Annotated in this window: 18 protein-coding genes and 1 riboswitch; of the genes, 6 read left to right on the top strand and 12 right to left on the bottom strand. The window is 60.4% G+C overall.

The genetic code is table 11. The features are described from left to right. Positions 1-1,674 precede the first annotated feature (1,674 nt). Positions 1,675-2,070, bottom strand: coding sequence for an acyl-CoA thioesterase (locus BW686_RS20905; protein WP_002551711.1), 396 nt, complete (start codon positions 2,068-2,070; stop codon positions 1,675-1,677). A 220-nt stretch (positions 2,071-2,290) separates the two neighbouring features. Then, positions 2,291-2,401: riboswitch (S-adenosyl-L-homocysteine riboswitch) on the top strand. Positions 2,402-2,424: 23 nt separating this feature from the next. On the opposite strand from BW686_RS20905, the gene ahcY reads away from it, so the two are divergent. From ahcY to BW686_RS20890, 3 genes are all read left to right on the top strand, one after another. Further along, the gene (gene ahcY / locus BW686_RS20900; RefSeq protein WP_084919393.1) at positions 2,425-3,834 is read left to right on the top strand and encodes an adenosylhomocysteinase; all 1,410 of its coding nucleotides are present in this window, start codon (positions 2,425-2,427) and stop codon (positions 3,832-3,834) included. A 160-nt stretch (positions 3,835-3,994) separates the two neighbouring features. After that, positions 3,995-4,840: a methylenetetrahydrofolate reductase [NAD(P)H] gene (gene metF, locus BW686_RS20895; RefSeq protein ID WP_084919392.1), complete on the top strand. Its 846-nt coding sequence runs from the start codon at positions 3,995-3,997 to the stop codon at positions 4,838-4,840. 310 nt (positions 4,841-5,150) lie between these two features. After that, entirely contained in the window at positions 5,151-7,040 is a 1,890-nt protein-coding gene (locus BW686_RS20890; protein WP_084919391.1) for a DEAD/DEAH box helicase, read from the top strand. Positions 7,041-7,279: 239 nt separating this feature from the next. On the opposite strand, the gene BW686_RS20885 is transcribed toward BW686_RS20890, so the two are convergent. From BW686_RS20885 to BW686_RS20875, 3 genes are all read right to left on the bottom strand, one after another. Beyond that, positions 7,280-7,858 carry a YceI family protein gene (locus BW686_RS20885; RefSeq protein ID WP_054988389.1) on the bottom strand — a complete coding sequence of 193 codons (579 nt, stop codon included), beginning with the start codon at positions 7,856-7,858 and terminating at the stop codon, positions 7,280-7,282. Between the two features lie 27 nt (positions 7,859-7,885). Continuing rightward, positions 7,886-8,434, bottom strand: a complete 549-nt coding sequence (locus BW686_RS20880; protein WP_084919390.1) for a cytochrome b — start codon at positions 8,432-8,434, stop codon at positions 7,886-7,888. A gap of 357 nt (positions 8,435-8,791) precedes the next feature. Beyond that, complete coding sequence (locus BW686_RS20875) at positions 8,792-10,651, bottom strand: flavin monoamine oxidase family protein (RefSeq protein ID WP_084919389.1); 1,860 nt, start codon at positions 10,649-10,651, stop codon at positions 8,792-8,794. A gap of 210 nt (positions 10,652-10,861) precedes the next feature. Here BW686_RS20875 and BW686_RS20870 point away from each other — a divergent pair, with 210 nt between their 5' ends. Then, positions 10,862-12,268, top strand: a complete 1,407-nt coding sequence (locus BW686_RS20870) for an adenosylmethionine--8-amino-7-oxononanoate transaminase (protein WP_084919388.1) — start codon at positions 10,862-10,864, stop codon at positions 12,266-12,268. Positions 12,269-12,370: 102 nt separating this feature from the next. After that, positions 12,371-13,090 carry a 16S rRNA (uracil(1498)-N(3))-methyltransferase gene (locus tag BW686_RS20865; protein WP_084919387.1) on the top strand — a complete coding sequence of 240 codons (720 nt, stop codon included), beginning with the start codon at positions 12,371-12,373 and terminating at the stop codon, positions 13,088-13,090. A 1,050-nt stretch (positions 13,091-14,140) separates the two neighbouring features. Here the strand turns inward: BW686_RS20865 and trhA are convergent. Next, the gene (trhA, locus tag BW686_RS20855) at positions 14,141-14,755 is read right to left on the bottom strand and encodes a PAQR family membrane homeostasis protein TrhA (RefSeq protein ID WP_084919385.1); all 615 of its coding nucleotides are present in this window, start codon (positions 14,753-14,755) and stop codon (positions 14,141-14,143) included. Positions 14,756-14,909: 154 nt separating this feature from the next. Here trhA and BW686_RS20850 point away from each other — a divergent pair, with 154 nt between their 5' ends. Then, entirely contained in the window at positions 14,910-15,836 is a 927-nt protein-coding gene (locus BW686_RS20850) for a LysR family transcriptional regulator (RefSeq protein ID WP_084919399.1), read from the top strand. 10 nt (positions 15,837-15,846) lie between these two features. Here the strand turns inward: BW686_RS20850 and madM are convergent, their stop codons facing one another. From madM to BW686_RS20815, 7 genes are all read right to left on the bottom strand, one after another. Continuing rightward, positions 15,847-16,611, bottom strand: coding sequence for a malonate transporter subunit MadM (madM, locus tag BW686_RS20845; protein ID WP_084919384.1), 765 nt, complete (start codon positions 16,609-16,611; stop codon positions 15,847-15,849). A 1-nt stretch (position 16,612) separates the two neighbouring features. Next, positions 16,613-17,029, bottom strand: coding sequence for a malonate transporter subunit MadL (madL, locus tag BW686_RS20840; protein WP_084919383.1), 417 nt, complete (start codon positions 17,027-17,029; stop codon positions 16,613-16,615). 69 nt (positions 17,030-17,098) lie between these two features. Further along, on the bottom strand, positions 17,099-18,034 hold the full coding sequence (gene mdcH / locus BW686_RS20835; RefSeq protein WP_084919382.1) for a malonate decarboxylase subunit epsilon: 936 nt from the start codon (positions 18,032-18,034) through the stop codon (positions 17,099-17,101). Further along, positions 18,031-18,669 carry a malonate decarboxylase holo-ACP synthase gene (locus BW686_RS20830; protein ID WP_179149339.1) on the bottom strand — a complete coding sequence of 213 codons (639 nt, stop codon included), beginning with the start codon at positions 18,667-18,669 and terminating at the stop codon, positions 18,031-18,033. The genes mdcH and BW686_RS20830 overlap by 4 nt, the downstream gene beginning before the upstream one ends. Beyond that, positions 18,663-19,463, bottom strand: coding sequence for a biotin-independent malonate decarboxylase subunit gamma (gene mdcE, locus BW686_RS20825; protein ID WP_084919381.1), 801 nt, complete (start codon positions 19,461-19,463; stop codon positions 18,663-18,665). The genes BW686_RS20830 and mdcE overlap by 7 nt, the downstream gene beginning before the upstream one ends. Further along, entirely contained in the window at positions 19,460-20,311 is an 852-nt protein-coding gene (locus tag BW686_RS20820; RefSeq protein WP_084919380.1) for a biotin-independent malonate decarboxylase subunit beta, read from the bottom strand. The genes mdcE and BW686_RS20820 overlap by 4 nt, the downstream gene beginning before the upstream one ends. Continuing rightward, positions 20,304-20,603 carry a malonate decarboxylase subunit delta gene (locus BW686_RS20815; protein ID WP_084919379.1) on the bottom strand — a complete coding sequence of 100 codons (300 nt, stop codon included), beginning with the start codon at positions 20,601-20,603 and terminating at the stop codon, positions 20,304-20,306. The genes BW686_RS20820 and BW686_RS20815 overlap by 8 nt, the downstream gene beginning before the upstream one ends.

Genomic DNA, 20,603 nt, shown 5'->3' with positions numbered 1-20,603 from the left:
AAAGCTGATTATAAGCAGGCAGCATGGCGCAGAGGTGTGACGCGGTTCCCCTGCTATTTGTGGGAGCGAGCTTGCTCGCGAAGAGGCCAGTACAGTCATTGAAAATGGGGCGTCTGAACCCTCGTCTTCGCGAACAAGTTCGCTCCCACGCCCTGCGGGCAGAAGCGCGCTCTGTGTCCGACGCATCGCTATGCACAAGTCCGCTTCTGATGCTGGCCGAAGGCCGTGGAAGTGAGCTTGCTCGCGAAGGGGCCAGTTCAGTCATTGAAAATGGGGCGTCTGAACCCTCGTCTTCGCGAACAAGTTCGCTCCCACGCCCTGCGGGCAGAAGCGTGTTCTGTGTCCGACGCATCGCTATGCACAAGTCCGCTTCTGACGCTGGCCGAAGGCCGTGGAAGCGAGCTTGCTCGCGAAGAGGCAGGTACAGCCCCCGGAAACAGGGTGTTTGAATCATTGCCTTCGTGAGCAAGCTCACTCCCACAAATACCGCCCGAAGGGCGACACCAGCGAAGGGTTGGCGTGGCTGCGGGGGTTGCAGTCGGAAAGCTGATTATAAGCAGGCAGCATGGCGCAGAGGTGTGACGCGGTTCCCCTGCTATTTGTGGGAGCGAGCTTGCTCGCGAAGAGGCCAGTACAGTCATTGAAAATGGGGCGTCTGAATCATTGCCTTCGTGAGCAAGCTCACTCCCACAAAATACCGCCCGAACGGCGACACCAGCGAAGGCCTGCGTGGCTGAGGGCGTTGCAGTCGAAAAGCTGATTATGAACATTGTGGAAGCGAGCTTGCTCGCGAAGGGGCCAGTACAGTCATTGAAAATGGGGCGTCTGAATCATTGCCTTCGTGAGCAAGCTCACTCCCACAAAATACCGCCCGAACGGCGACTCCAGCGAAGGGTTGGCGTGGCTGCGGACGTTGCAGTCGAAAAGCTGATTATAAGCAGGCAGCATGGCGCAGAGGTGTGACGCGGTTCCCCTGCTATTTGTGGGAGCGAGCTTGCTCGCGAAGAGGCCAGTACAGTCATTGAAAATGGGGCGTCTGAACCCTCGTCTTCGCGAACAAGTTCGCTCCCACGCCCTGCGGGCAGAAGCGTGTTCTGTGTCCGACGCATCGCTATGCACAAGTCCGCTTCTGACGCTGGCCGAAGGCCGTGGAAGTGAGCTTGCTCGCGAAGAGGCAGGTACAGCTCCCGGAAACAGGGCGTCTGAATCATTGCCTTCGTGAGCAAGCTCACTCCCACAAAATACCGCCCGAACGGCGACTCCAGCGAAGGGTTGGCGTGGCTGCGGACGTTGCAGTCGAAAAGCTGATTATAAGCAGGCAGCATGGCGCAGAGGTGTGACGCGGTTCCCCTGCTATTTGTGGGAGCGAGCTTGCTCGCGAAGAGGCCAGTACAGTCATTGAAAATGGGGCGTCTGAACCCTCGTCTTCGCGAACAAGTTCGCTCCCACGCCCTGCGGGCAGAAGCGCGCTCTGTGTCCGACGCATCGCTATGCACAAGTCCGCTTCTGATGCTGGCCGAAGGCCGTGGAAGCGAGCTTGCTCGCGAAGAGGCAGGTACAGCCCCCCCCTGGAAAAAGGGCGTCTGAATCATTGCCTTCGTGAACAAGCTCACTCCCACAAAAAAGTTATGTAACGCTTGGCGTTCTGCGCCTGGCCTGCAGCGCGTCGAGACGTCAATCCTCGACGTCGAACTGGTCCTTTATATAACGGATTTCAGTCCGGCCATGCGGGGCGGGCTGGCCGTCTTCGTCGAGGTTGACGAAGACGATCTTCTCGACCGTAAGGATGCTCTTGCGGGTGATCTTGTTGCGCACCTGGCATTTCAGCGTAATCGATGTACGGCCGAACTCGGTGGCCGTGATGCCCAGTTCGATAATGTCGCCCTGACGCGAGGCGCTGACAAAGTTGATTTCGGAAATGTACTTGGTCACTACCCGCTGATTGCCCAACTGGACAATCGCGTAGATCGCGGCCTCTTCATCGATCCAGCGCAGCAGGCTGCCACCGAACAGGGTGCCGTTGGGGTTGAGGTCTTCGGGCTTTACCCACTTGCGGGTGTGGAAATTCATGTTCACTCCTGAGCATCTGGCCGGTAGAGACCCGCATGATGGCAGAGCCGACGGCGCACGCCCATGCCCGCGTCATAGCGACAGCATATCGACCCTATTAGCGATAGATGGCTCAATAGTGGCCTTTAAGCCGACAGAAAGCCTTGGGAAGAAGCGCGAGCGAGGCTATACTGGCAAACGTTTCAAAACGGTCATCAACGCTTGATACCGTTCCCGCCACCTGTCCGAGGGGCGCTGCAGCAGGTTCTCCCTGTCAGGCTCGGATGGGGCGTTGTTTGTCAGGTTGATCATCAATCGGCAAGCCTTAAACGCACAACGGCGCCCATTCGCATTTTTATGGAATGGAGACTCTCAATGAGTGCTGTAATCACGCCCGCAGAATTTAACGACTTCAAGGTTGCCGACATTTCCCTGGCTGCCTGGGGCCGTCGCGAAACCATCATCGCCGAATCCGAAATGCCTGCCCTGATGGGTCTGCGCCGCAAATACGCCGCTGAGCAGCCGCTCAAGGGCGCGAAAATCCTCGGCTGCATTCACATGACCATTCAGACCGCCGTGCTGATCGAAACCCTGGTTGCTCTGGGTGCCGAAGTACGCTGGTCGTCGTGCAACATTTTCTCCACTCAGGATCAGGCCGCCGCGGCCATCGCCGCTGCCGGCATTCCTGTGTTCGCCTGGAAAGGCGAAACCGAAGAAGAATACGAGTGGTGCATCGAGCAGACCATCCTCAAGGATGGCCAGCCGTGGGACGCCAACATGATCCTCGACGACGGCGGCGACCTGACCGAGATCATCCACAAGAAATACCCGGCGATGCTGGACAAGATCCACGGCGTGACCGAAGAGACCACCACGGGCGTTCACCGTCTGCTGGACATGCTGGCCAAGGGCGAGCTGAAAATCCCGGCCATCAACGTCAATGACTCGGTAACCAAGAGCAAGAACGACAACAAGTACGGCTGCCGTCACAGCCTGAACGACGCCATCAAGCGCGGCACCGACCACTTGCTGTCCGGCAAGCAGGCTCTGGTGATCGGCTACGGTGACGTGGGCAAGGGCTCGGCTCAGTCCCTGCGTCAGGAAGGCATGATCGTCAAAGTGACCGAAGTCGACCCGATCTGCGCCATGCAGGCCTGCATGGACGGTTTCGAACTGGTTTCCCCGTTCATCGACGGCGAAAACGACGGCACCGAAGCGAGCATCGACAAAGCGCTGCTGGGCAAGATCGACCTGATCGTGACCACCACCGGTAACGTCAACGTGTGCGACGCCAACATGCTCAAAGCGTTGAAAAAGCGTGCAGTCGTGTGCAACATCGGCCACTTCGACAACGAAATCGACACCGCTTTCATGCGCAAGAACTGGGCATGGGAAGAAGTGAAGCCACAGGTTCACAAGATCCACCGTACTGGCGCCGGTTCGTTCGACGCACAGAACGACGACTACCTGATCCTGCTGGCCGAAGGCCGTCTGGTAAACCTGGGCAACGCCACAGGCCACCCAAGCCGCATCATGGACGGCTCGTTCGCCAACCAGGTTCTGGCGCAGATCTTCCTGTTCGATCAGAAATACGCTGACCTGGCACCTGCCAAAAAGGCCGAGCGTCTGACGGTCGAAGTACTGCCGAAGAAGCTCGACGAAGAAGTGGCCCTGGAAATGGTCCGCGGCTTCGGCGGCGTGGTGACCAAGCTGACCAAGACCCAGGCCGACTACATCGGTGTGACCGTCGAAGGTCCGTTCAAGCCGCACGCTTATCGCTACTGATTGATCTTCTGTGAAGAGTGCGCGGCGTTCCTGACGCCCCTCACTCTTGCAGATGGCAATGACCTGTGGGAGCGGCCCTGCCCGCGAAGGCTGTAGGCCACTTCGCGGACAAGTCCGCTCCTGCAAGTATGTGTTCGCTTCTATATCGAGATCGGCCTCCATGAGCCAAGAACGCCGCTTCAGCTTCGAGTTCTTCCCCACCAAGACCGACGCTGGACATGAAAAGCTGCTGACCGTTGCGCGTCAGCTCGCCACGTACAACCCCGATTTTTTCTCCTGCACCTACGGTGCCGGTGGTTCTACCCGCGACCGCACGCTCAATACCGTGCTGCAGCTGGAGAACGAAGTAAAAGTACCGGCTGCCCCGCATTTGTCATGCGTGGGTGACGGCAAGGAAGACCTGCGCAATCTGTTGGCCCAGTACAAGGATGCAGGCATCAAGCGCATCGTGGCCCTGCGTGGCGACCTGCCTTCCGGTATGGGCATGGCCAGCGGTGAGCTGCGTCACGCCAACGACCTGGTGCAATTTATCCGTGAGGAAACCGGCAGCCACTTTCACATCGAAGTCGCCGCCTACCCGGAAATGCACCCTCAGGCGCGCAATTTCGAAGATGACCTCAAGCACTTCGTCAACAAGGCCAACGCCGGTGCCGACAGTGCGATTACCCAATACTTCTTCAACGCCGACAGTTATTTCAACTTTGTCGAGCGCGTCGAGAAGATGGGCGTGAACATCCCGATCGTGCCAGGCATCATGCCGATCACCAATTACAGCAAGCTGGCCCGCTTCTCCGATGCCTGCGGTGCGGAAATCCCGCGCTGGATCCGCAAGCAGCTCGAAGCGTACGGCGATGACGTGCAAAGCATTCAGGCGTTTGGCGAAGACGTCATTACCCGGATGTGCGAACGCTTGCTGCAAGGCGGCGCACCGGGGCTGCACTTCTACACGCTGAACCAGGCAGAACCGAGCCTGGCGGTGTGGAATAACCTGCAATTGCCACGCTGATACCGCAGTAAAGCCGTGATCTGAAGGCTGATTCCCGGAAGATCGCGGCCTGATACACCGTTGGGCAGCAGGAAAGCGGCGTATTGCGCGCGCTCTGTTATACTCCAGCCTTCCCGCCAGGCTTACGCCCGGACGCGCGGTCTTGCAATCGTCACTCGTTCACGCCATCAGCGCACTTTTCATCAAGCGCAGACGTCACGAGATGCACTGAAGACCCTGCAGGACCGGACGGGATCGCGTTGTCTTTACACGCCATTCGCGCCAGGCAAGACATCCCTTGAGCTTAAGCTCCAACAGAACAGGATTACTCATGTCCTTTGCTTCCCTCGGTCTCTCCGAGGCTTTAGTCCGCGCCATCGAGGCAGCGGGCTACACCCAGCCGACCCCCGTGCAACAGCGGGCCATTCCCGCCGTGTTGCAAGGTCGCGACCTGATGGTTGCGGCGCAGACAGGTACTGGTAAAACCGGCGGTTTCGCCCTCCCTATTCTGGAGCGGCTATTTCCCAACGGTGTTCCGGACAAATCCCAGCGTCACGGCCCGCGCCAACCGCGCGTTCTGGTCCTGACCCCGACTCGCGAACTCGCTGCGCAGGTGCATGAAAGCTTCAAGCTGTATGCCCGCGACCTGAAGTTCGTCAGCGCCTGCATCTTTGGTGGCGTCGGCATGAACCCGCAGGTTCAGGCCATGTCCCGTGGTGTGGATGTACTGGTGGCCTGCCCTGGCCGACTGCTCGATCTGGCCGGTCAAGGCAGCGTCGACTTGTCCCACGTCGAAATTCTGGTGCTCGATGAAGCAGACCGGATGCTCGACATGGGCTTCGTTCACGACGTCAAGAAAGTCCTTGCCCGTCTGCCGGCCAAGCGCCAGAACCTGCTGTTCTCGGCAACGTTCTCCAATGACATCACGTCGTTGGCTGGCAAGCTGCTGCACAACCCGGAACGCATTGAAGTCACGCCACCGAACACCACGGTCGAGCGCATCGAGCAACGGGTTTTCCGTCTCCCGGCCAATCACAAGCGCTCGTTGCTGGCGCATCTGATTACCGTGGGCGCTTGGGAACAGGTGCTGATCTTCACCCGCACCAAGCACGGCGCCAACCGTCTGGCCGAGTATCTGGACAAGCATGGCCTTGCGGCTGTCGCGATCCACGGCAACAAGAGCCAGAATGCACGCACCAAGGCTCTGGCCGATTTCAAGGCCGGTGATGTTCGCATCATGGTGGCGACCGATATCGCCGCACGCGGCCTGGATATCGACCAGCTGCCACACGTCGTCAACTTCGAATTGCCGAACGTTGACGAAGACTACGTACACCGTATCGGCCGTACCGGCCGTGCAGGTCGCTCGGGTGAAGCCATTTCGCTGGTTGCCCCGGACGAAGAAAAGCTGCTCAAAAGCATCGAGCGCATGACCAAGCAGAAGATCCCGGACGGCGATCTGATGGGCTTTGACATCACGGCAGTCGAGGCTGAAAAGCCGGAAGTGCGTGAGCGTCCGGATGTTCGCAATTCCCGTGGTGCGCGCCCGGCTCGTGCTGACGGCGACAAGAACAACGGTGGTCGTCGCGACAAGGGCAAGGACAAAGGCAGAGATAAGCCTGCTGCCGCAGCCGCAGCTCCTGGCGAACGCCCTGCCCGGCAACCCCGCGAAAAAAAGCCACGTGAGGGCACGCCTCGCAGCGAACAACGTGCATCGCAGCCTGCAACACCGCGTCCGGCCTCGGATCGCGCGCCGGACGAATTCCGTGATGACGAGGTGGATAACTTCGGCAACCGCGCTGATTACGTAAGCCCTTATCAGGGCAAAGGCCAGAATCGTGGCCGTCGCCCTGCTGCCGCGCCTGGTGCTGCACCGGCTGCGGGTGGCGCACGTCCGGCCAATTCGGGCCGACCTGCAGGCGGCGCACCACGTTCCGGTTCCGGTACTGGCGCACCCAAGCGCAATGGCTCGGGTTCTTCGGCACCGCGTTCGCGCGACGGTCAACCGCGCGGTCGTCGTCCTGCACGTGAAGAGCAGCCCTTGCCACGTGAAGGTCAGGAACCCGCCGTACGCGCTCCACGCGACGGCCAGCCGCAGCCGAAGATCGTTCACAAAGAGTCGAAGATCGACCGCTTCCCGTCTGCCGAGCAACTGGATCAGTTGCCAGCACGCCCACGCGGAGAAAAACCGGCCCTGCTGACCCGCAACCGCGACAGCTGATAGCCACATAACAAAAAAACGCCCCGACATGTTCGGGGCGTTTTTGTTTGTTGTATCGATGATCGCTCCCACGCTACGCGGCCGGTCTTGAGACGGCAGCGCGGCTCAGATCTGTGACGCAGAGCGTCATCCACTGCATGCCAACGCGGAGCATTGCCACGAGAGTCATCTCAGGAAGTTTCATCGCACCAACAAAAACGCCGACCCAAGGGTCGGCGTTTTTGCGATCAGGCGAGCATTTACTTCTTCTGTACGCCTTCGAAGGTGATGTCCAGGTCCAGCGTCTGCGACGTCGGGCCAGGGCCTTTGATACCGAAATCGTTCAGGTTCAGCGTCGATGTACCGTTGAAGCCGGCACGGTAGCCGCCCCACGGATCCTTGCCTTCGCCGTTGAAAGTGGCCTTGATCACGATTGGCTTGGTCACGCCGTGCAGGGTCAGGTCGCCGGTCACGTCAGCCGTTTTCTCACCCGTCGACTTGACGCTGGTGGAGACGAACTTGGCTTCCGGGTACTTGGCAACGTCCAGGAAGTCTTTGCTGGCGATATGCTTGTCGCGCTCGGCGTGGTTGGTGAACAGGCTGGCGGTTTTCAGCTCGACATTGATTTTGCTGGCCTCAGGCTTGGCAGCGTCGAAGCTGAATGTGCCGTCCCAGTCCTTGAAGGTGCCGTGGATGAAGCTGTAGCCCAAATGGCTGATCTTGAAGTCAACGAATGCGTGCTGACCTTCCTTGTCGATAACGTAGTCGGCAGCCATGGCCTGACCAGCAGACAACAGTGCGGTACCCAGAGCCAGAGCGGCGAGAGACTTCTTCAACATGCTTTTCTTCCCGTTTTGGTTGAACAATCAATGACGACCCAGCATGCGCTTAAGGGTCACATCGCGATCGATGAAATGGTGTTTCAGTGCAGCAAGGCCGTGGAGCACCGCGAAAATCACGATGACCCAAGCCAGATATAAGTGAATCCAGCCAGCCGTTTCCGCCTGATCGGGAAGGCCTGAGACCAGTGCAGGCACATCGAACAGGCCAAACACCGGGATACCCACGCCATCAGCGGTGGAGATCAGGTAACCGGCAAACATCACGGCAAACAGTGCAACGTATAAAAACAGGTGACCGAACGCAGCGCCAAGACGCGTCAACTTACTGTAGCTGGCCAACGGCGGCGGTGGCGGACTCAACAGACGCCAGACCACACGGATCAGCATGATCGCGAACAACGTGATGCCAATGCTCTTGTGCAGGTCAGGACCCGCCTTGCGCCAGGTATCGTAGTAATCCAGTCCGACCATCCATAGCCCCAGCGCAAACATGCCAAACACGACAGCAGCCACGCTCCAGTGCAGCACCATGCTGACCAGACCGTAGCGAGAGGATGAGTTACGTAGCTGCATTACCAGTACCTTGTCAGAAGTGTTACCAGACTAGCTTTTTATCTATCGAATGAAAGCGCAAAATGTTGCTTTGACCTATCGAACAATACGATCAGTCCCGCTGCCATTTTTTGCTTATGCCTTGCTGGTGTTATCAGTGCCTGGCAGGCTTCTCAGCATTGCCAGACGGCCCTTGTCGCAGCAGCATCCCGATAATGTGCAGTCAGTAACACTTTGCAATGACCATCGGCCGTCCGGTGCCGATGAACGGCATCATGCGCTCCTGAATGGCCAGCCTGTCAGGGTAGAACGAATTCAACAGGCGAAAAAAAAGGGCGCGGTATTCACCGCGCCCTTTCTCATTCAGCTAACGCTCGATCAGTTGTTGACGTCTGCGGGGGCTGTCCCGTTTGTCGACTTGGCCGGAGCGGGCTGGGTCTGCGCTTTTTTAGCGGCTTCCTTTTTCGCCGCAGCTTTCTTCGCCGCTTCTTTTTTGGCGGCTTCCTTCTTCGCTGCTTCCTTTTTCGCCGCATCGGTCTTGGCAGCAGGCTTTTTAGCCGGTTCGGCTTTTACCGGCGGTTTGACGGGCTCGACTACCGGCGCAACCACTGGCGCGGGTGCCGGAACCGGTGCAGGCGCTGGAGCGGGCTCCGGCGCCTTCTCTACCGGCGCAGGTGCAGGCGCTTCGGCGCCACCGAACAGGCGCGAGAAGAAGCCTGGCTTGTCAGCCTGAGGTTTCGCGGGTTCAGCCGGCTTGTCGGAAGAACCACCCCCAAACAGGTTGCTGAAGAAGTTGCCTTCGGATTTCTGCGAAGCGGGTACCGGGGCTTTCGGCGGAGCGACCTTGACCGGCTCGAACGACTTGCCAGCAGCCAGATCCTGTACCTGGCTGGCGGCTCGCTGACCGCTGCGCAGCGCGCCTTCCAGAGTGCCGGGGTACAAGGTGTCAGTGTGCTCGCCAGCAAAGGCTACGCGCAGAATCGGCCTTTCCCACAAGCGCCAGTATTTGCTGATCTGGCCAGGGCCGAATGCCAGATAGGAGCCGCCCGTCGATGGGTCAACGCTGTAACGGCGAATTTCATAGCCGGTGTACGCACCACGCGCTTCCGGGTAGAACGCATGCAGGCGGATCAGCACCTGATCGACCATCTGCTTGTCGCCGAACGCCTGCATGATGCGGGCGTTATCGCCGGACAGGTTGATCACCACATTGGCACCGCCCTTGAGGGCAGGCTCGACCCACAGCATCCCCAGACCGGTGTTGCTGAACACTTCGCCCGACATGCGCGCCTTGCTGTCCCAGACCGGGGTCTTGAACTTGAGCATGATCTGGTCGCGCCAGCCATAGTTGGTGCTCTTGATCGCGCCCGTGTGCTGAGCATCCAGCGCAGGTGTCATCTGAATCTTGCCCAACGAACGCAACGGTACAGCCATCACCACGTAATCAGCCGTGTAGCTGGTAGCGCCAGCCTTGACGGTGACCTTGTCCTTTTCCTGGATGATTGCCGACACCGGCGAGTTGGTCTTGACGGTCTTGAGCTGTTTCACAAAGGCTTGCGTCAGTACCGCACTGCCACCGGGCAAGCGCGCAGCACGCAAGTCACGCTCATCGACGGCGCGATACACCCGCGATTGCTGGGCAAGGTAAAGCAGCGACAGGCGCGAAGGCTCGTCGTAGCGAGTACGAATCTGCTGGTTGATCAACTGACGAGCCGTGGCAGGCAGGTTCAGACGGTCCAGCCAGTTGGCCACGTTGATCTGGTCCAGGGCAAACAGGGTGCTGTTGGACGCCGGGTTTTCCGGGTCATCCACCGAGCGCGCCAGATTATCCAGCGTGTCGTTGTAGCGCTTGATCGCTTCGGCGGTCGCAGGCTGTTTGGCGGCCAGGTCAGCCTGAGTGAAGTACACGCCATCAATCAAATAGCTGGGCGTTCGCACGAATTCAGGTGCTGGCACGGTAGGAAGCTTGAAGCTGTCCAGGTAGTGGTTCAGTACTGGCTGCGCCTTGGTGTTGCCGATCCACTCGCTGGTCGCCAGACCGGAGCGGCCACCCAAAACCGGTTTGGCTTCCAGCAGCGTCACTTGCCAGCCTTTGGCCTGCAGCTCATAGGCCGCAGTCAGGCCTGCCAGACCACCGCCGACGACTATGGCCGTTCGTTGTTTTTCATCGGCGAGCGTCGAAACGCTGACCAACCCTGCCACTATCAGCGCACATGCGCGCAGCCACCCAGAAAGCATTCGGCGAACTCCGAAAAAACGTAGGAAAGGTTGGGCCAGTCAGCCCGAAACATCGACTCGCTGCGCAGGATACGCGAGCCATCAAATCGCCGCCAGCAATGTCCATCAGGCGTTAAAACTGCATCAAAGGTTGTTCCACGGGCGGGCATTGCATAGGCTTGCGCGATTGTTCGTCCTCGCATCAGGCGAGTCGCTACCCGGAGATTGAAAATGGGCCTCAATGACCAGTGGATGCAGCGTGACCTCAAGGTCCTGTGGCACCCCTGCACCCAGATGAAAGACCACGAAAATCTGCCGCTGATACCGATCAAACGTGGCGAAGGCGTATGGCTCGAAGACTTTGAAGGCAAGCGCTATCTGGACGCTGTCAGCTCTTGGTGGGTCAACGTTTTCGGGCATGCCAACCCACGCATCAACCAGCGCATCAAGGATCAGGTCGACCAGCTTGAGCACGTGATCCTCGCCGGCTTCAGCCATCAGCCGGTGATCGAACTGTCCGAGCGGCTGGTCAAACTCACGCCCGAGGGCCTGACCCGCTGTTTCTATGCTGACAACGGTTCGTCGTGCATCGAAGTCGCCCTGAAGATGAGCTTTCACTACTGGCTCAATCGCGGCCAGCCGGACAAGAAACGCTTCGTCACCCTGACCAACAGCTACCACGGCGAAACCATGGCCGCGATGTCGGTCGGTGACGTGCCGCTGTTCACGGAAACCTACAAGGCGCTGCTGCTGGACACCCTCAAGGTGCCAAGCCCCGATTGTTATCACCGCCCTGACGGCATGAGCTGGGAAGAACACTCGCGCAACATGTTCGCGGCAATGGAGCAGACCCTGGCCGAGCACCACGCCAGCGTCGCGGCGGTGATCGTCGAGCCGCTGATTCAGGGCGCTGGTGGCATGCGCATGTACCACCCGGTCTACCTCAAACTGCTGCGCGAAGCCTGTGACCGTTACGGCGTACACCTGATTCACGATGAAATCGCCGTGGGTTTCGGCCGCACCGGCACTATGTTCGCCTGCGAACAGGCGGGCATCCGACCGGACTTCCTGTGCTTGTCCAAGGCGCTGACGGGCGGCTATCTGCCGCTGGCGGCGTGTCTGACCACCGATGATGTGTACGACGCCTTCTACGACGACTACCCGACACTGCGCGCCTTTCTGCACTCGCACAGCTACACCGGTAATCCGCTGGCCTGCGCGGCGGCACTGGCGACACTGGATATCTTCGAGCAGGACAACATCATCGAAAACAACAAGGCCCTGGCGCAGCGTATGGCGACGTCGACGGCGCATCTGGTGGATCATCCGCATGTGGCCGAAGTGCGTCAGACCGGCATGGCCATCGCCATCGAGATGGTTCAGGACAAGGCCACCAAAACGGCTTACCCGTGGCAGGAGCGCCGTGGCATGAAGGTTTTCCAGCATGCGCTGGAGCGCGGCGCCTTGCTGCGGCCGCTGGGCAGCGTGGTGTATTTTCTGCCGCCGTACGTGATTACGCCGGAACAGATCGACTTTCTGGCTGAAGTGGCCACTGAAGGCATTGATATCGCGACCCGCAGCAGCATCAGTGTGGCGGTACGCGAGAACTTCCATCCGGACTTCAGGGATCCGGGTTAAGGGCTGGCACTTGCGGCGCAAGGGCTGAGCGGCCCCTGACATGGGAGCGGACTTGTCCGCGAATACGCCATCACAGAACGAACACCGGAACCGAGACACACCATGAGACTGTCCCGCTTTTTTACTGAAACGCCGCTGAGCCTGGGCGAGCACGAGCTGCCTGAAGCGCAGGCGCATTACATCAGCCGCGTGTTGCGCATGACCGAGGGCGATGCGCTGCAACTGTTCGACGGCTCGGGCCACGAGTTTCGCGGCACGCTGCTGGAGGTGGGCAAGAAACGCGTGCGCGTGCAACTGACTGAACGCTTCGACGGACAGATCGAGTCAGGCCTGCGCATTCATCTGGGGCAGGGTTTGTCGCGCGGCGAGCGCATGGACTGGGCGATTCAGAAAGCCACCGAGCTGGGCGTCAGCGAGATCACCCCGATTGTCAGCGAACGCTGCGAAGTGCGCCTCAAGGACGAACGCGCCGAGAAGCGTCAGGCGCATTGGCAACAGATCGCAATCAGCGCGTGCGAACAGTGCGGTCGCTCGGTAGTGCCGGTGATTCATCCGCCCATGCCGCTGGCCGACTGGATCAGGCTGACCGAAGCCGACCTGAAACTGGTTCTGCACCCGGTGGCAGAACCGCTGACCAGCCACGACAAACCCGCCCGCCTGGCCTTCCTGATCGGCCCGGAAGGCGGCCTGAACGATGCAGAAATCGATCAGGCACAACATGCCGGCTTCCAAGCCGCCCGCCTCGGCCCCCGCGTCCTGCGCACCGAAACCGCCCCAGTGGTCGCACTCAGCGTGGCGCAACAATTGTGGGGCGATTTTTGATCGCTTGATACGTCATCAAACACACCGCAGCGCTCATAGCCAGACACTCGCTTTGTGGGAGCGAGCTTGCTCGCGAAGCGGCCGGTACAAACCCTGAAATGGTGCGTCTGGACCAGCGTCTTCGTGAGCAAGCTCACTCCCACAGGGATCACGGTTTCAGGTACTACGGCTTCCACTCGCGCAGCAGTTGTGGGCCGATTTTTATCGTTTGATTACGTCATCAAACACCGCAGCGCTCAGAGTCAGACACTGGCCTTGCTCGCGAAGGGGCCAGTACACCCCCTGAAATTGGGCGTCTGGACCAACGTCTTCGTGAGCAAGCTCACTCCCACAGGGATCGCGGTTTCAGATACTACGGCTTCCACTGGCGCAGCAGTTGTGGGGCGATTTTTGATCGTTTGATACGTCATCAAACACACCGTAGCGCTCAGGGTCAGACACCGGCTTTGTGGGAGCGAGCTTGCTCGCGAAGAGGCCGGTACAACCCCTGAAATGGGGCGTCTGGACCAACGTCTTCGTGAGCAAGCTCACTCCCACAGGGATCGCGGTTTCAGGTACTACGGCTTTCACGCCGCCCGCCTCGGCCCCCGCGTCCTGCGCACCGAAACCGCCCCGGTTGATCGTTTGATTACGTCATCAAACACCGTAGCGCTCATAGCCAGACACTGGCTTTGTGGGAGCGAGCTTGCTCGCGAAGAGGCCGGTACAACCCCTGAAATGGTGCGTCTGGACCAACGTCTTCGTGAGCAAGCTCACTCCCACAGGGATCGCGGTTTCAGGTACTACGGCTTTCACGCCGCCCGCCTCGGTCCCCGCGTCCTGCGTACCGAAACCGCTCCGGTTGATCGTTTGATACGTCATCAAACACACCGCAGCGCTCATAGCCAGACACTGGCTTTGTGGGAGCGAGCTTGCTCGCGAAGGGGCCGGTACATGGTGCGTCTGGACCAACGTCTTCGTGAGCAAGCTCACTCCAACAGGGATCACGGTTTCAGGTACTGCGATGAGCGCTCCAGCAAGGCAACGAGAGCTTGGCCGAAACGCTCACTTTCACAGCACGTAAAAGCAGATCGCCACGAAGTGCATCAAACTGCCGCCGATCACGAACAGGTGCCAGATGCCGTGAAAGTGGCGGACCTGGTCGTAGGCGAAGAACAGGATGCCGACGGTGTACAGCACGCCGCCGCCAGCCAGCCATATGAAGCCCGCCAAGCCAAGCGCCGCGATCAGGGGTTTGACGGCCACCAGCACGATCCAGCCCATCACCGCGTAGATCACGATGGACATGATTCGCGCTTCAGAGCGGGGTTTGATCTCTTGCAGAATACCGATCAGCGCCAGCCCCCAGACGATGCCGAACAAGGTCCAGCCCCAGGCACCGCGCAAGGTCACCAGGCAGAACGGCGTGTAGCTGCCTGCAATCATCAGGTAGATCGAAAAATGATCCACTTTCTGCATGATTGCTTTCGAACGGCCTTTGACGCTGTGGTACACCGTCGAGACGCTGTACAGCGTGACCAGACAGACACCGTAGATGGCCATGCTGACCACCTTCCAGACATCCCCATGCAGGCACGCCATCACCAATAGCCAGATCGCGCCGACGGCGGCCAGCACAGCGCCTACCAGATGTGACCATGCGTTGAATTTTTCTCCGTAGTACATCCGCTCATTACCCTCGTCTGGCGAAAACACTGATTGCAGAGACTCCGGGTTATTGAAACAAACCGCAACATCTCTGTCTGTGACGGATATTTTAAGCAGCTATCGGCGCATGAGTTGGGCACAATCAGCGCACACCAACAACCAGCGCCACGACATGCAGATCGATGACGAACTCACGCTGAAGAAACTGGAAATATTCCTGGCGTTCATGCGCACTGGCAACCTGGCCCGTGCAGCGGAAGCGTTGCAGACCAGTAATGTCAGCGTCCACCGGGCGATCCATTCACTGGAAAGCGCCCTGCGCTGCCCGCTGTTCAAACACGAAGGCCGTAACCTGACGCCGCTGGAAAGCGCTTATGTGCTGGAAGAACGTGCGCAGAAGCTGGTGCAGGATGTGCTCGCAACGGTCGAGCTGACCCGTCAGGCGGCAGGCTTTTCGGCGGCGCGGTTCCGGCTCGGGGCGCTGTACTCACTGACGGTCAAGACTGTCCCGCAGTTGATCATGGGGCTGAAGATACGCCGCAGCGAGCTGAACATCGACCTGATCCTGGGCTCGAACATCGACCTGCTCTACAAACTCAAGAACATGGAAGTCGATGCGATGCTGGTGTCGCTGGACGAAAGCACCAACGACCCGGACTGCGAGCACCTGGCACTGTTTTCCGACGATATCTTTCTCGCCGTGCCTACGGATTCGCCGTTCGCCGAACACAACGAAGTGGACCTGAGCGACCTGCGCGAGGCGACGTTCATTACCCTGACCCAAGGCTTCGCCACCCATCGCGACGGCATACGGGTTTTCCAGCAAGCGGGGTTCGAACCCAAGGTGGCGATGCAGGTGAATGACATCTTCACCTTGTTGAGCATGGTCAGCTCAGGCGTGGGCTACGCCCTGCTGCCAGGGCGCATTGCCGCGGTCTATGAAAACCGCGTCCGGCTGATTCCGTTGCAAGGCCGCTACCGGATGCAGCAGCACATCGGCATGGTCTTTCTCAAATCAAAAGAACGCGATCCCAACCTGCTGGCGCTATTGGCCGAATGCCGAATGTACGCCAATCGCCTGCTGGAACAGGCGACCTGATCGACAGCCTCTAACCGACGATGCCACGCACGATGAAATACAGCACCGACGGCCCGAGCAGGCAGCCAAGCCCGGTATGGAAGGTGGCCGTCAGCGCACCGTAAGGCACCAGACGCCGATCCGTCGCTGCCAGCCCTGCCGTGACGCCGCTGACCGTGCCGGCCAGACCACCGAAGACCATCGCCGAACGCGGGTTGTCCAGGCCCATCCAGCGCGCAGCCATCGGTGTACCGACCATCACCAGAATCGCCTTGATCAGGCCGGTGGCAATCGACAGTGCCATGACGTCAGAGGTCGCGCCCAAGGCAGCCCCCGTTACCGGACCCACGATATAGGTCACCGCGCCCGCACCGATGGTGGTCATGCTGATTGCATCGCGATAACCGAACACCCAGGCGATGCTCGCACCGACGATAAACGGCAGGATGGTGCCCAGCAGCAGGGCAATCGCGCCGATCAGGCCGGCCTTGCGTGCTTCGGTGGCCTGTACTTCGAAGGCGGTTGCGACGATAGCGAAATCGCGCAACATCGCCCCGCCCATCAGCCCGATGCCGGAGAACAGCGTGATATCGGCAAGACCTTTCTGGCCGCCGGTCATGGTGCCCCCGACCCAGGCCAGCACCAGACCAATGACGATGGCGATGGCTGAGCCATGCACCCTGCCAAACGTCAGGCGTTTTGAAAGCACCACGGAGACCCACATGATGATGCCGACGAAGGCGAAAGCGGTGATCAGGCCGTTGTGCTCAAGCCCCTTTTCGATAAGGTCCCACATATCAGCGACCTCCAGCCGGGGTGATTACAGGGGGCAGCAGCGGCTCTTCCTTGGGCAAAGGCTCACCCCGATTGGTGCGGCTGATCAGCGCGATAGTGCAGGCACACAGCACCACGGAACCGACCGCAGCCAGCACGGCCACAGGCCCGCCCTTCAAGGCGGTCACGACGTTCTGTTGCGCCGCCATCGCGACCACGACCGGAATGTACAGCGCGCCCCAGAAGCCGACGCCCATTTCGCAGTCCTTGGTCATGCCGCCGTTTTTTTGCATCCAGAGGCGTGCGCAGATCAACAGGATCATCGCGATCCCGACCCCGCCCACGTTGGATTTGACGCCCAGCAGAACGCCGAGCATGTCGCCGAGAATCACGCCCGCAAGCGTGCAGATAGCCAGTAGTGCAACACCGTAGATAATCATTGTTGTTATTCCTCTGTTTGCATTGCTGAAGTTGTTGTTTTTGTCCTTCGTAGCAGCTGCACGGCGGCTCTATCGGGTTCGGCAACCCTCCTCGCGCGACAGCGCGATCAAGCTGTCCAGACGCGCCGCCTGAAAGGCCAGCGCGGTCCCCTGCTGGAAGACCTTGCGCGCCAGCCCGGTCAGTACGGCACCGGGCGGCAGTTCGATGTGCAGACGCACACCGCGCTCGTAAGCGGTTTCAATCGTGCTGCGCCAGTCGATGACCCGGCACATGTTGAACGCCAGGTCGTCACGCAGTTTTTCGGCACTCAGCACCGGACGCGCCGTGCTGCCACTGAGGTAGCGCACGGTGGGTGTTTTCAACTCAACCCTGGAAAAAGCCTCGGCCAGTTGCTGCGCAGGCGCCTCAAGCAACGCGCAATGAGAAGGCACGCTGACTGCAAGCCGCTTGATCGCGGCAGCGCCGGCTGCTTTGGCCTGTTGCCCGACCTGCTGCATGGCGTGGGCACTGCCCGAGATCACCATCTGGTTATCGGCGTTGATATTGGCGAGGAACACCGGTGTCTTCGCGCTGTGTACCTGGGCGATCATTGCCTCGACCTGAGCCTGGTCCAGCCCGATGACAGCGGTCATGCCATAACCTTCGGGCCAGGCGCTTTGCATCAGTTCGCCGCGCAACGCGACCAGGCGCACGGCATCGTCGAAGGCCAGCGCCCCCGAAATCACGGCGGCCGGATAAGCGCCGATGGACAGCCCGGCGACGTAATCCGGCACGCCCGCCCGGGCCAGCAGCAAGCGGGCACAGGCAACACCGGCGATCAGCAGGCAAAGCTGGACGGCACGGGTCGATTGCAACGCGTGAACCGTGTCCAGCGCCAGCACGTCTTCACCCAGCGCATCGGCAGCTTCTTGCAGGCAGTCGCGAATAACCGGGTCATCGGGCAATTGATGCAGCATGCCTGCCTGTTGCGCGCCCTGGCCGGGAAACACCCAAAGGCTGCTCATGCGCACACCTCAACCAGGTGCCACGGGTCTGTGACCAGTCGCGCACCGGTCGCGGTCTTCAGCAGCACCCGCCCGCTCGGGCGTGCCCATTCACGCAGCGCCACGGCGCCCTGATCAAGTTGCAACTGGACATCGACGCGACAGACCGGCGTGTCCAGCGCTTCAACCAGCTCGGCAGCGCAACGACGGCTGAACGGCTCGGGCGTGCGTAAAATCAGGTCCAGGTCACTGTCCTGATTCAACGCCGCAAAGCCGCTGGCCAATTCAAATCCGGCACTGCCGGCGATGCCCCAGGTCATGTCCAGCGCAACCATCACCGGGCTAACCTGACGCAAGGCCCGCAACGCCGGCCAGTCACGCACGCTGTCAGCCGGGCTGTCGATCAATTGCTCGGGGCTTACCCGGCGCTCAATATCCGACAGCGACATGCTCGCGCCATAACGTTGCTCACGCCCACGACCACGCAACCCCACCGCCACCTGACCGGACGGCATCGCCTGACGCCGCACCACCACCGGTTGCCCGGCCAGCAGCGCTTCGACCGCCCATTTGGGCGCGTCATCCGGCAAGGCCGACAGCGGCATGCCCCACAACAAATCATGGGGCAGCACTGCCAGGGCGCGGTCGATCACCACTGCGCCCGCAACAACTGACGCACCTTCGCCGACGCCGCCCGGTTGCTCGCGCCCAGGCGGCTGCTCAGGTCAACACCGCCGGCCTGCACGTCTTTGATCGCGTTGCTCAGCACGGTGCGAACCTGCGCAAGGTCATCCGCCGCAGGTTGTTCGATCTGGCTGACCGACAAGGTTTCCCACAGCAGACCAAGGCTGGCATAGCTGTCGATGTCGTAGGCCATCGGCGGGATGCTGGCGGCGAGTTTTTCCAGGTCTTCGACGCTGCGCAAGGTCACGCGGGCGGCTGATGCCTTGCCCATCGCATGCACCATGACGCCGGGATCACGCAGCGCAATCAGCCGATTGGCCTGATACCCATGCGCCAGAAACGCGCCGGACATCGCTTTGCCGACCAGCAGGCCAATGACCGGATGCCCGGCCAGCCTTGCCCGCGCATAACTGTCCACCGCCCCGGCCAACGCCTGATGAATGCCGAGCGCCTCTTCACGTCGTCCGTAGGCCTGGCTTGGCACATCGACAATCGCGATCAACGCGCGCTTGCTGGCACGGTCGCGATCCTGCTCGATGGCGTCATCCACTGCTTTGGCCAGGCCCCAGCCTTCCAGCAGGCCAACCTCACCCTGGCGCGCCCGGGGAAAGCGATTGTCGGTATCGGCCACCACCGCCAGAAAGCGCACCGGCTGCTCACCCAGCAGACCGTCGGCCACGTTGAGCGAGGCAGGCAGACCGGTGACTTCAGTCGCGCCTGCGCTTAATGCGTTGAACCAGTTCAAACCGCGTTGCGAATGGCTCATGACCGGGCTCCTTGATAAAGGGTGCGCACACGTTGTGGTTCGATTTGCGGTTCAGCGTCGAGGCTGGTCAGGCGTTGCAGGAACAGTTCGTGTTGACTGCTGCGATGCGTTGCCGGTACGCCTTGCTTGAGCCAGCCACTGACGTGTTGACGGATGTCGGCAACATCGTCAGCAGCAAAACCGTCCACCAGGTGGCTGGCGAAACGCTGTTCGCCACCGGTCAGGCTCCAGATAAACGGCCGGTCGCGGGAGTCGTACTCTTCGATGCCAGCTTCCTGCTCGATCACTTGCGGACCGTTCAGGCCCAGACGGGCTTCCTGAGTCACCAGCAAATAGCTGCACAGGCCTGCGGCGATGGACATCCCGCCAAAACAGCCGACGCTGCCCGCCACTACCCCGATCACCGGCTGGTACTGGCGCAGATCGACCATCGCGGCATGAATCTCGGCAATCGCCGCCAGGCCCAGATTGGCTTCCTGCAAACGCACGCCACCGGTCTCCAGCAGCACGATGGCCGCGGTGGGAATGCCGTTGCGGTTGTCTTCGGCTGCCAGCTCCAGCGCACCGGCCATTTTCGCGCCGCCGACCTCACCCATGCTGCCACCCTGAAATGAACCTTCGATGGCCGCGATGACCACCGGCAACCCGTCCACAGTGCCTTTGGCGACCACAACACCGTCGTCGGCCTGCGGCACGACGCCCTGCATGGCCAGCCAGGGCGACATGACGCGGTCGAACGGGCCGAGCAGTTCACGAAAGCTGCCGGCATCCAGCAAGGCGCGGGCGCGTTGACGGGCTCCGAGTTCGATAAAGCTGTGCTGGCTCAGCAAGCGTGCGTTATCAGTCATGACCGATCTCCTCGAAGCCTTGCTCCAGACGCAGACGCACCACGCCGGGGGTTGCACCGAAATCGTGAATATCGATGCTCAATGCCGGCGGGTTCTGCCCCTCGAACATGCGCTCGAACAGGTGCTTCCAGCGCAACGAGGCACCGTTGACCGACGTCACCACCTGAATGGACAACGTGCCCGGCTGGCCCGGTTCCAGCAGCACTTCCAGATCACCGGAGCCAACCACACCCACCAGCGCCCGGCCTTGCGGCGGCTGACCGGCGGGGAATTCAAAAGACAGGGTTTCCAT

Source organism: Pseudomonas syringae, from assembly GCF_002157375.1.
GTDB classification, from domain to species: domain Bacteria; phylum Pseudomonadota; class Gammaproteobacteria; order Pseudomonadales; family Pseudomonadaceae; genus Aquipseudomonas; species Aquipseudomonas syringae_T.
Note: the sequence above shows the minus strand (reverse complement) of the source record. Positions and strands in the feature narration are given on the sequence as shown.

Excerpts from the sequence above, each read along its gene's own strand:
- madL (WP_084919383.1), bottom strand. The coding sequence starts at position 17,029 with ATGATTATCTACGGTGTTGCACTACTGGCTATCTGCACGCTTGCGGGC.
- BW686_RS20870 (WP_084919388.1), top strand. The coding sequence starts at position 10,862 with ATGGGCCTCAATGACCAGTGGATGCAGCGTGACCTCAAGGTCCTGTGG.
- BW686_RS20885 (WP_054988389.1), bottom strand. The coding sequence starts at position 7,858 with ATGTTGAAGAAGTCTCTCGCCGCTCTGGCTCTGGGTACCGCACTGTTG.
- BW686_RS20865 (WP_084919387.1), top strand. The coding sequence starts at position 12,371 with ATGAGACTGTCCCGCTTTTTTACTGAAACGCCGCTGAGCCTGGGCGAG.
- BW686_RS20815 (WP_084919379.1), bottom strand. The coding sequence starts at position 20,603 with ATGGAAACCCTGTCTTTTGAATTCCCCGCCGGTCAGCCGCCGCAAGGC.
- BW686_RS20820 (WP_084919380.1), bottom strand. The coding sequence starts at position 20,311 with ATGACTGATAACGCACGCTTGCTGAGCCAGCACAGCTTTATCGAACTC.
- ahcY (WP_084919393.1), top strand. The coding sequence starts at position 2,425 with ATGAGTGCTGTAATCACGCCCGCAGAATTTAACGACTTCAAGGTTGCC.
- BW686_RS20880 (WP_084919390.1), bottom strand. The coding sequence starts at position 8,434 with ATGCAGCTACGTAACTCATCCTCTCGCTACGGTCTGGTCAGCATGGTG.
- madM (WP_084919384.1), bottom strand. The coding sequence starts at position 16,611 with ATGTGGGACCTTATCGAAAAGGGGCTTGAGCACAACGGCCTGATCACC.
- mdcH (WP_084919382.1), bottom strand. The coding sequence starts at position 18,034 with ATGAGCAGCCTTTGGGTGTTTCCCGGCCAGGGCGCGCAACAGGCAGGC.
- BW686_RS20890 (WP_084919391.1), top strand. The coding sequence starts at position 5,151 with ATGTCCTTTGCTTCCCTCGGTCTCTCCGAGGCTTTAGTCCGCGCCATC.
- BW686_RS20850 (WP_084919399.1), top strand. The coding sequence starts at position 14,910 with ATGCAGATCGATGACGAACTCACGCTGAAGAAACTGGAAATATTCCTG.
- trhA (WP_084919385.1), bottom strand. The coding sequence starts at position 14,755 with ATGTACTACGGAGAAAAATTCAACGCATGGTCACATCTGGTAGGCGCT.
- mdcE (WP_084919381.1), bottom strand. The coding sequence starts at position 19,463 with ATGAGCCATTCGCAACGCGGTTTGAACTGGTTCAACGCATTAAGCGCA.
- metF (WP_084919392.1), top strand. The coding sequence starts at position 3,995 with ATGAGCCAAGAACGCCGCTTCAGCTTCGAGTTCTTCCCCACCAAGACC.
- BW686_RS20875 (WP_084919389.1), bottom strand. The coding sequence starts at position 10,651 with ATGCTTTCTGGGTGGCTGCGCGCATGTGCGCTGATAGTGGCAGGGTTG.
- BW686_RS20905 (WP_002551711.1), bottom strand. The coding sequence starts at position 2,070 with ATGAATTTCCACACCCGCAAGTGGGTAAAGCCCGAAGACCTCAACCCC.